The 10,180-nt window shown below is 46.4% G+C and carries 7 protein-coding genes and 1 pseudogene; 1 reads left to right on the top strand and 7 read right to left on the bottom strand.

The genetic code is table 11. The features are described from left to right. Positions 1-349: 349 nt before the first annotated feature. From V3S16_RS10480 to htpG, 7 genes are all read right to left on the bottom strand, one after another. Positions 350-568: a DUF1016 N-terminal domain-containing protein gene (locus V3S16_RS10480; RefSeq protein WP_413884685.1), complete on the bottom strand. Its 219-nt coding sequence runs from the start codon at positions 566-568 to the stop codon at positions 350-352. A gap of 130 nt (positions 569-698) precedes the next feature. Further along, the gene (locus tag V3S16_RS10485) at positions 699-1,646 is read right to left on the bottom strand and encodes a hypothetical protein (protein WP_413884687.1); all 948 of its coding nucleotides are present in this window, start codon (positions 1,644-1,646) and stop codon (positions 699-701) included. Then, on the bottom strand, positions 1,639-2,223 hold the full coding sequence (locus tag V3S16_RS10490; RefSeq protein WP_413884688.1) for an SIS domain-containing protein: 585 nt from the start codon (positions 2,221-2,223) through the stop codon (positions 1,639-1,641). Before V3S16_RS10490 ends, V3S16_RS10485 begins: the two co-directional genes overlap by 8 nt. Positions 2,224-2,399: 176 nt before the next feature. Further along, complete coding sequence (locus V3S16_RS10495; protein ID WP_413884690.1) at positions 2,400-3,737, bottom strand: tetratricopeptide repeat protein; 1,338 nt, start codon at positions 3,735-3,737, stop codon at positions 2,400-2,402. A 30-nt stretch (positions 3,738-3,767) separates the two neighbouring features. Then, positions 3,768-5,189, bottom strand: coding sequence for an L-seryl-tRNA(Sec) selenium transferase (selA, locus tag V3S16_RS10500; RefSeq protein ID WP_413884692.1), 1,422 nt, complete (start codon positions 5,187-5,189; stop codon positions 3,768-3,770). A gap of 153 nt (positions 5,190-5,342) precedes the next feature. Then, positions 5,343-7,175, bottom strand: coding sequence for a LysM peptidoglycan-binding domain-containing protein (locus V3S16_RS10505; RefSeq protein WP_413884693.1), 1,833 nt, complete (start codon positions 7,173-7,175; stop codon positions 5,343-5,345). A 557-nt stretch (positions 7,176-7,732) separates the two neighbouring features. Then, a complete protein-coding gene (htpG, locus tag V3S16_RS10510; protein ID WP_413884695.1) occupies positions 7,733-9,664 on the bottom strand; it encodes a molecular chaperone HtpG in 1,932 nt (643 codons plus the stop codon). Between the two features lie 194 nt (positions 9,665-9,858). On the opposite strand from htpG, the pseudogene V3S16_RS10515 reads away from it, so the two are divergent. Then, positions 9,859-10,180: pseudogene (locus V3S16_RS10515) on the top strand (class I SAM-dependent RNA methyltransferase); the annotation flags it as partial.

A 10,180-nucleotide genomic window follows, 5' to 3' on the forward strand; every position in this document is an offset into this window, starting at 1 on the left:
ACCAGTATTTGAAAAAGAGGACACGGTCTCCCAGGCGGAGTCAGGCACACCGCGCTGAGCCCTCTTAAATTCAACATTATTCCATTCATGCCCATTAAGGAGTTTGATCAATTCGTCTTTTGTCATATTTCAAAAACCTCATTCATCAGCATCGAACGCTTTTCTTAAAAATCTATCCAAAACATCTGTCTTTGTTTCACCGGCCTGCTCCGGCCGCAGATTAAACTTGTTCAGCCTCAAGAAGGAGACTTCCGGGACGCCCCTCAAATTATAAGTTTCTGTCTTAACCTTTGATTTATTTGGTAAATATGACTGTGACTCTGGTTGTTGGTTGCTTGTTACTTATTGGTCATTTCACCATATTGTGCTCATCCACAGTTTCCGCACCTTCTTGTATCAGCGCCGCCAGTTTTGTCTTGTCTTTCGATAACCCGGAGCGTTCGTAGTAGAGGGCGTTGATCTGGCGTTTGAGTCCGCGTACCGACCAGTTACCCCGGATGCATTCGATTTCGTAGAACGTGCGCTTCAGGTCGTCATCGAAATCAAAGATCAGTTCCAGGTGACCCACTCCTTTTTTCCTTTTATAAGGAGCTTATCATGTGTCATTGTCAGATAAGGACAAAGTGAACGAAAAAATCCGGAGCCCGACGATTTTCTAAACCCTAACTTATTGGGAAGTTACCTTTTGTTGTTCAAAACTATTTAATTTGTTCGATAATTCCGGCTGCAATCAGCGGCAGCATGATTTCGTGGTGACCGGTAAGGTTAAAACCCTGCCCGCCGTGGGCCGTGGGCCGGTGGACGACGTTGGTTACGGGGCGGTAATGCTGGATGAAATCCATATTCACTGTCGTAAATTTGGAAAGTTTGTGGTCCAGATTGCGGACAAGTGTAACTGCCTTTAGGAAAACTTCAGGGAGTATTACGGCCGACCCTACATTCAGGTAAACACCTTCTTGAAGCGTGGCGATAACCGCGGCAAACGTACGGAAATCTCTATGGGATGCTCGGCCGGCAGCTTGGGCGTCAAAGCCGGGATGCATATGAATGATATCTGTTCCGATGGCAACGTGGACCGTAACCGGTATGCCCAGGCGCGCTCCTGTGGCCAGGATGCTTTGGTTTGGAAGCGGAAGGTGGTTGTCAATAATGGATTGGCCGACGGCTTCGCCCAGGCCGGCGGAATTTTGTCCGGCCTGATGAACGGCGTCATTCAGAAATGCGCAGGTTTCGTGTGCCATTCCAAAACTGCCGTTGCCGATGGATGCGGCTACATCTTCGGATGTCTGCCCTACCATGGCCAGTTCCAGATCGTGAATAATACCGGCTCCGTTCATAGCTACCGCGGTAATAACGCCGCGCTGCATAAGGTCTATAACAATCGGGTTCAGGCCCACTTTGGTCACATGGGCTCCCATTGCAAAAACAATTGTTTTTTGCTTTTGAAAGGCTGTTGCCATGGCAGCTACAACAGCCTTGAGGTGGCTGCCGGCAAGTATGTCGGGCAGGCTGTTAAAAAAATCCTTAAAACCGGCCCCCTTTTGCCAGACTTTGGCAAAATTGGTTGTGGATACTTTGCTTTTTCGTTCTGAAAGCGGGTAAGTTTTCACCGGGCCAAGATCAATGGGCTTAAATTTTTTAACCATGGCTACATTCTTCCGGGAACAGGATCCGTTCGGCAAGGTCACACAAGATATGTCCCAAGGTGATATGAGCCTCCTGAATCCTTGCAGTGATGTCCGATTCCACCCTAAATGCCAGATCTGTACACTGCGCCAGTTCACCTCCGCGGCCGATTAAGCCCATGGTAAACATGCCGATATCTTTAGCAGCATAGATGGCTTGGATGACGTTTTTGGAGCCGCCGCTGGTGCTGATACCTATGGCGATATCATCCTTTTTCCCCAGTGCTTGAATCTGCTTGGAGAAAATTTGATCAAAGTGATAGTCATTTGCAATGCTGGTAATTACCGATGTGTCAGTGGTTAAGGCGAGGGCCGCAAGGGGCGGCCGTTCAACTTGAAATCGGTTAACAAATTCCGCAGCAATATGCTGGGCATCAGCGGCACTTCCGCCATTGCCGAAAATCATAATTTTGTGGCCGGATGTTATGCAGGTCGCCAAGCTGTCGGCCCCCCGTTGAATAAGGTCGAGGTTGTCTTTAATGAACTGTTCCTTGGTTTCAAGACTGTCTTGAAGGATGTTTAGAATTATCTCTTTCATTTTAGTGCACCCATATCAATATCAAATTGACGGTTTCGTAAAAAACTCAGAAGAGCGACCTTTTTACGAGAGTGTTTAGTGTTTAGTATTTGGCGATATTACAGGCTGGTGTATCAGCATGTATTTCAAACAAAACACAAAATACTAAACACAAAACACCTGATGAATTCGACTTTTTACGAATTCATCATTTTTTCGATCTTTTTAATGGTCTCTTTAGAGTCATGCCCCCGTTCATCCGCCTTTTGAAACTGTTCCAGGGCCTCTTGAAGCAGATTTCGTTTTAAATAGAGACGGCCGAGTCTGTGCCTGAACAGGCCGGTTTCAGGTGAAATATCTACGCTTTGCTGGCAGAATATGGTAGTGATTTCGGGATTTTCACCTTGAAGGTCAAACAGATACCCCAAAGCGGAAAGTGAGTCGGAATCATTGGGGTTGTACCGGATGGCTTTTTTATAGGCCGCAACCGCTTCATCTGTCAGGTTCATGGCAGCACAGTATTCACCCAAGAGGCGATGGGCTACCGGCGATTCCGGTTTAAGTTCGACGGCTTTTTCTAAATAAAATTTGCTTTTTCCGGGTTGTCCGGTTTCCAGATATATTTTTCCGGTTTGTAACACCACTTCAAAGATGTCCTCTGCATGCCCCTCTGCCTCCAGGAAGTATTCCAAGGCCTTCGCCTTGTTATCAGAAAGCAGGTATACCAGGCCGAGGTTGTATACCGCCATGGTCTCTTCCGGATCGAGACGGATGGTTTCTCCAAATTCTAATTTAGCGTCTTCAAAATTACCCAAAATACCGTAACACACTCCGAGACTGTTGTGGACATTTACATTTGACGGATCGAGACGAAGGGCCGTTTTGAACTCATTGACAGCCCCGTTGATATCTCCTTTTTGGTAAAACTTATCGCCGCTTATATTTAAACTGACGGCATCAAATACAACGGAACTGTCAGGGCCGAAGAAGGCAGCATGATCCAGTGCTTTACGTGTTTTGTCAAAGATCTGGTTTTTAAGAAAGTCGATTAAGGGATAGACCGCGATCCCTATGGAAACGGTTTCAGGACGATGTGCTGCCAGGCTGCTTTTGATGCTTTCGGCAAGTTTAGTCGCTGAAGTTTCGTCGGTTTCAAAAAATAAGCATCCCAGCATATCTTGATCAAGCTGCCCCCATATTCCAGCTTGGTCTTGCCATGTGGTGTCGATTGCTCTGGCAACATCAACCAACACGTCAGCATCAGAATCGCTTTTGCCGGCATTGTCTTTTACATTTAAATCGTCAATCCGCACCGCCAAGGCTGCAAATTTGGGTGTACCATCAAGCCTGGCCAGGGCATGATCAAGGAATGCTTTTCCGGCAAGCATCTTGGGAAAGGCTTTTAGCAGTTCAGCCGATTCGACAGATGCGGCGTCTTCTGAAGGGGCATCTTCAGGTTTTGCATCTGTCTGGTAAAACAGAAATTCCTGGCTACATCTGCGACGGCTGAATAATCCTTTTTGATCCTGGGTCATGTTTTAGTCCTTTCAATTGGGCGCTCTCGCTCAATTGAGGTTCAATATATGCTCAAAGGCATCCTTGATGGCCACAAATTCATCATCCTGAATGGTTCTTAAGTCCATGATAAAAACGTCTTCTTCAATCCTGCCGATAATAGGGGGGGTGTTTTCGCGCAGGTGTCTTTCCATGGCGTTCGGCGAGATTCCTTTAATCTTGATTCCCACACCTTTACTGGGAAGGTTTAACAGCGGAAGGGCGCCGCCGCCGGCCGCGGAGGTGATGTTGACCAGCTGAATTTTCAGGCGGCTGTCGCCGATGTTCTCCAGAGCGGCGACAAGCTGCTTTGCTTGGGCTTCAATATAATCAAAAGGGAGGGTTAACATGCGCAAAGTTGGAATGGAATCAATAGCCTTCTCCGGGTCTCTATAGTGATGCAGAGTGAGCTCCAGGGCGGCCAGGGTCAGTTTGTCGATTCGGAGAGCCCGGGTCATGGGATTGGTTTTTATTTTATTGAGTATTTCCTGTTTTCCGACGATGATCCCCGCCTGGGGCCCCCCAAGGAGCTTGTCCCCGCTGAAAGTGATCAGATCGGCGCCTGCTGCCACTGATTCCTGCACGGTGGGCTCTTTTATCAGGCCATATCTGGAAAAATCGATAAACGTTCCACTGCCGAGATCCTCCATGACCGGAATCTTATATTTTTTCCCCAGGTCAACCAATGCCTTCAAAGAGACTTCAGCCGTAAAACCGACAACGCTGTAATTGCTGGTATGGACCTTTAATAGAAGGCCGGTATCATTTTCAACAGCGTTTTCGTAGTCTTTGAGGTGGGTGCGGTTGGTGGTACCGACTTCCTTTAAGATCCCGCCGCTTTTGGCCATTACATCAGGGATTCTGAATGATCCGCCGATTTCGATAAGTTCACCCCTGGACACAATCACTTTTTTGCCCTGGGCGACGGTGTCCAAACAAAGCAAGACCGCTCCGGCATTATTGTTTACCACCATAGCGCTTTCAGCACCGCTTACTTCACACAAAATATCTTCAACAATGCTGTACCTGGAGCCGCGAACCCCTTTTGACAAATCAAATTCCAGATTGGAATAACGGCTTGCAATGGTCAAAATATTTTCGACGGCATCGACAGCAAGCAACGAGCGGCCGAGGTTGGTATGCACAACCACGCCGGTGGCATTAATGAGTTGCCGCAGGTTGGGCCTGACAGCCGCATGCACGCTGTTTTTTACATTTTCAAGGAACACGGAATCAGCCAGGTCGCTTTCCGTTACGTCCGGATCGCCGTCAAGAATAGCCTTACGAAAGTTTTCAACCGCAGAGCGGATACAACGTACCAGAACAGATTTGGGGATATTTTTTAAAAAAAGGTCCGGCTTTGCCAGCTCAAGCACATGGTCTACGCCCGGAAGCATTCTAAGCAGGGCCTGCTGTTTTTCATTTTCATCCATTTTTTCATCGAATCCAGAGTGGTTATCAATGGTTTTAAATTTGAATTTCCCGCTGCGGCTCGACGGTCTTCGACTCTGAGACTTCGGCGTGAGCTCGCCGAAGTCTTGCAGCTCGGGATGAATTCAAATGAAAGATAAAATCGTAACACGATTTTATTCCACGTATAGTCTCTGGCCCGGATATATTTTGCTTCTGGGTGTCAGGCGATTGAGACGCAGAAAGCGTTCCAGAGACATTTTATGGCTCTGGGCGATCTGAAAAGGGCTGTCTCCGCGTTTGACCGCGTAGGTCTTTAAGGTCTCGCCGGAGAGACTTTCACCCTTGAACCCGGGAATTTTTAAGATCTGACCGATGGAAAGTTTAGTAGTCGTCAGATTGTTGAGCCCCCAAATTTTTTTGGTGGTTGTGCCATACCGCTTGGCAATTATCCAGAGTGAGTCACCGCTCTTTACAGTATGAACTGCCGGGCGGCCGGACAAGATTTTATCGTATTTTTTAGATCTGTAGACGACGGTACCTTTCCGCGGTATTTTTAGCTTCTTACCGGCAACGATAAAGTGCCGTTTACGAATATTGTTGGCCCGCGTTATGCTTGTAACACTGGTGCGGTATTTTTTGGCAATTGTTGAAAGGCTCTCGCCGCGTTTAACCCGGTGATAGATATAGGCAAGTTGTGGTGGAGAGGAGACGGAGATCTTATCCAGTTTTGCCAAAAGCACTTTACTTTTACCCGGTGGAACCCTCAAGGGGTACTTTTCCGGGGGCAGTATGCGGTAACGGAGTTCGGGGTTCAGCCCCCGTAGTGCTTTTTCGGTTGTGCCGATTTTTTTGGCAACATCCCGCAAATGAACCTGTTTGGATACCGATACGACTTCATAGTCCCAGGGCGGCTCGACCGGCAATGAATCGAAACCGTATTTCTCCAAATTTTTGACGATGTGAAGCGTGGCCAGAAATCTGGGGACATATCTTGCGGTTTCCAGGGGAAGACGCTCATATAAGTCCCAGAAGTTGTCAAGGTAATTGATATTCTGGCTTCGGATGACTCTCAGGACCTGTCCTTCCCCGCTGTTATAAGCTGCCAGTACGGTGGACCAGTCTCCGAAAATTTGATGCAATTCCTTTAAATATGAGATGGCGGCCTTGGTTGCTTTAACCGGGTCAATGCGTTCGTCGATGAATTGGTTGCGTTTAAGGCCGAACTTGTATCCGGTTGAGGGAATGAATTGCCATAGACCCAGGGCGCGAGCTCTTGAAAGTGCATTAACCTTGAACCCGCTCTCGATCAGCGGCAGCCAGGACAATTCAAGCGGAAGACCGGCTTCTTTCAGAGCTGAAACCATCATGGGGCGATATCTGCCGGAGCGTTTATACGATTCAATGAAAAAACTTTTCTCACTGCTTTTGGTAAAGCGGTCGATTTCGGTCTGGACGCGTTCATTCATCAGCATAGGAATGGCGTTATAGTCTCCATTGACGACAATATGGCGGGATGCGTAAATCTCAAGGATACGTTTTGAGATCATAAAACGCAGATCTTCTTTCTGCTGGATTAGCTTGGGGTCATCAACCGTATCGATTTTCAAGATTAAAGAGTAGGCCTGATCCAGGGCTTCCAAGGCGTTTTCAAGCTCTCCTTTTTGCCAGAAATCCTGGGATACACGGATGAAATCGAGCGCTTCATCCAGGATGGGCTGGATCGATTTTGCATGATCGGAATGCCTTTTTGTATTGTTTGTAAACTTTCCATTATCTTTTTGTTCGGAAACTGCTCTGTTGTTCGCTTCCAGAGGAGAATCGGACGGTGAGGCCTGCTCGTTCTTGGAGCCGGCTTTTGCGGACGATTCCGTCACTGCCGGAACGCCGTTTTCAGGCTGCACATAATCACTATTCCGGGCTGTGGGTGTTTTAAATAAGGACGGCACGCATCCGTTGGACAGCAACAGTAGCAGAATCGGCAGAAAAAGAATACGTAAACTCTTCAAATAAATCTCCCATCAAAAACAGATTGACTTTAACCGGTAAAAAGGATTTAGAAATGTTGAAATCGTGACTTTTTACGGAACTATCAATCTTTAGGTTAATAAAATAATGCTGCAAGGCCTTCTATCACAGGATATTGTATTTGTCAATTGCAGAGTATACCATATACAGGTAATGGTGCGCCGGCAATTACTACAGACCTCGTCATTCACCAGATAAAAATGACCGTAGACCGTTATATACTGCGGGATTTCACAAAAATTTGGACATCCGGTCGGTCTGGGTTAGGCGGTTCAGGGTTCAGGGTTCAGGGTTCAGGCCTCCGGCTCGTAGAGGCACGATCCTACGCCTCGGAGAGGTTAATCGCTTCGCGCTTTTTTCCTATACCATTGATTCCATAGGGGTAATTAAATGAGGGGATCAACCTCTGAACCCCTGGCCCAGACCGACCATCGGCACTATATATACGAAAAGTATAGTCTAAGCCCACTCAAGCACAGGTTTGGAATCATGCCATGAGTCGCACCAGGGCGGGCTTTGAACATTGAACCTTTGAACCCTATCCGTCTATGGCCCGGGCCATCAAATCACCGACCACTTTTGAAAATCTTGAGGGGTTTTCCACCTTACCCCCTTCGCTGATCAAGGCCATGTCGAGCAGCAGATGGCAGTAATCCTTTAGAACGGGATCATGCTTGTCTTTTTCAAAGATAGTTTTTATCTTGTCAATCGCCGGATGATCAATATTCAATTCCAACACCCTTTTCGCTTCCGACGTTTCCTTGCCGGAGGCTTTTAAAATTTTTTCCATGTAAGCACTCATGTCATCGGCTGCTCCCGTCAAACAGGCCACAGAATTTTTCAATCGCATCGATGGTTTGACTTCTTTGATTTTGTCTTGCAGAGTCGATTTGATATGTCCCAACAGGGGTGTGTAGTCGTTCTTTTTCTTATCATCGACCTTATCAATATCAAGGTCCCCTTTTTCGGCGCTTTTCAGGGTTTTCCCGTCATATTCGGTCAAAGACATAACAACCCATTCATCAATCGGTTCAGTCATTAACAGAATCTCATAGTCCTGCTCTATGAGTTTTTCGAGGTGCGGGCTGTTAATCAATGTTGAAAGATTATCGCCGGTAATATAATAAATATGCTTTTGATCAGGTTTCATGTTGGCGACATAGTCTTTTAGCGATACCAGTTTTCCATCAGACTTGGTGGTTTTGTACCTGATCAGGTCTGCAATTTTGTCGCGCTTGGTCGCGTCCGTATGCACACCTTCTTTGAGCACAGAACCGAATTCTTCGTAAAATTCTTCGTACTTGTCCTTTTCCATAGCGGCAAGCAGCTCAAAAATCTTCTTCACAAGATTCATGCGTATGTTCATAACGAGCCGGTCCTGCTGAAGGATTTCCCGGCTGATGTTGAGGTTGAGATCCGGTGCATCCACAACGCCTTTAATGAATCTAAAGTATTCCGGCACCAGGTCTTTGCAATCGTCCATAATAAAAACGCGTTTGCTGTAAAGCTTGATACCATGCCCGCGTTCATGGCTGAACAGATCAAGAGGCGCTTTGGAAGGGAGATACAAAAGGGCGCTGTATTCGGTCGTGCCTTCAAATTTCAGGTGCAATTGCGTTAAAGGAGGATTCCAGTCATGACTTATATGTTTGTAGAATTCTGTATATTCTTCCTCGGATACATCTTTTTTGTCTTTGGTCCAGATGGCCTTCATGGAATTTAAGGTCTCTTCCCGGATAACTTTGCGGGTTGTTGTTCCGATGGGCTTTCCTTCCTTATCCTTAATTTGTTCATTTTCAGGTATCGGTTCATCCTTTTCAACATCCATAACAATAGGGTAGCTGACAAAATCAGAATGCTTTTTGACGATATTGCGGATAGTCCATTCATCGGCAAAGTCCTGTTCGTCTTTCTCTGCTTTTTTTAGCTCGAGAATCACGGTTGTTCCGCGGGAATCTTTGCTGGTGTCTTCAATGGTATAAGAACCGTCACCGTATGATTCCCACTTGGTGGCCTTTTCCGACCCCACGGATTTCGTAATCAGGGTAACTTTTTCAGCGACAATGAAGGCACTGTAGAATCCAACACCAAACTGTCCGATCAATTCCGGCGTCAGCGTGTTGTCCTGGTTTATTTGTTCAAAGGCCTCTAAAAAGGCGTTGGTACCGCTTTTTGCAATGGTCCCGATGTTTTCCATGACCTCATCATGGGTCATACCAATACCGTTGTCTGAGATTTCAATGGTTTGCTTTATTCCATCGCGGGCCAGCTTAATCTTGAACTCGGTGTCGTCGCCAAGAAGTTCAGGCTCTAACTGAGCTTTGAAACGAAGTTTGTCGAGGGCATCCGAAGCGTTGGAGATCAACTCCCTTAAAAATATTTCTTTGTTGGAGTAAAGCGAGGTAATTATAATTTTTAATAGTTGCTGCACTTCGGTCTTAAACTGATGGGTTTCTTTTTTGGTATCCATAGCTTCTCCTGTAAGTATCCTTATAAAATTAAAAGTTTGAAATATAATGGGAATAAATTCGAGTTTGTCAACCCCTGAATCAGGCCATATATCCAAAGCTGTCTGGTCGTCATTTTGCTTTAACAGACGATAGATTTGGATAAAGAGAGTGCGTTTGCACTTTTTGACAAAAATGTGTAAGGGTATCAAACGATATGATGATAAAACGTAGAAAAGGCAAGCGGCGGGTGGCAGCATATAAGTATCAGCAGGATTCTGGTTATTTTGCCCGCATAGCTGAAGGTGTAAAAGAAGCAGGCGCGGAAGAACTGGCCGAATTAGGCGCCCAAGACATTACGCTTCAATTTCGCGGAATTCATTTTAGGGCAGACAAAGCAACCCTGTATCGAATTAATTATTTGACGAGGCTTGTTTCACGGTGCCTTGCGCCGTTAATAGCATTCAATTGCCATGATACCGATACGTTGTACAAGCAGGCAAAACAGGTAAGGTGGGAAGATTTTTTTGCCAAAGGCT

Origin of the sequence: Candidatus Desulfatibia sp. (genome assembly GCF_036446775.1) — a bacterium.
Lineage (GTDB): Bacteria > Desulfobacterota > Desulfobacteria > Desulfobacterales > UBA11574 > Desulfatibia_A.

Excerpts from the sequence above, each read along its gene's own strand:
- selA (WP_413884692.1), bottom strand. The coding sequence starts at position 5,189 with ATGGATGAAAATGAAAAACAGCAGGCCCTGCTTAGAATGCTTCCGGGC.
- htpG (WP_413884695.1), bottom strand. The coding sequence starts at position 9,664 with ATGGATACCAAAAAAGAAACCCATCAGTTTAAGACCGAAGTGCAGCAA.
- V3S16_RS10485 (WP_413884687.1), bottom strand. The coding sequence starts at position 1,646 with ATGGTTAAAAAATTTAAGCCCATTGATCTTGGCCCGGTGAAAACTTAC.
- V3S16_RS10490 (WP_413884688.1), bottom strand. The coding sequence starts at position 2,223 with ATGAAAGAGATAATTCTAAACATCCTTCAAGACAGTCTTGAAACCAAG.
- V3S16_RS10495 (WP_413884690.1), bottom strand. The coding sequence starts at position 3,737 with ATGACCCAGGATCAAAAAGGATTATTCAGCCGTCGCAGATGTAGCCAG.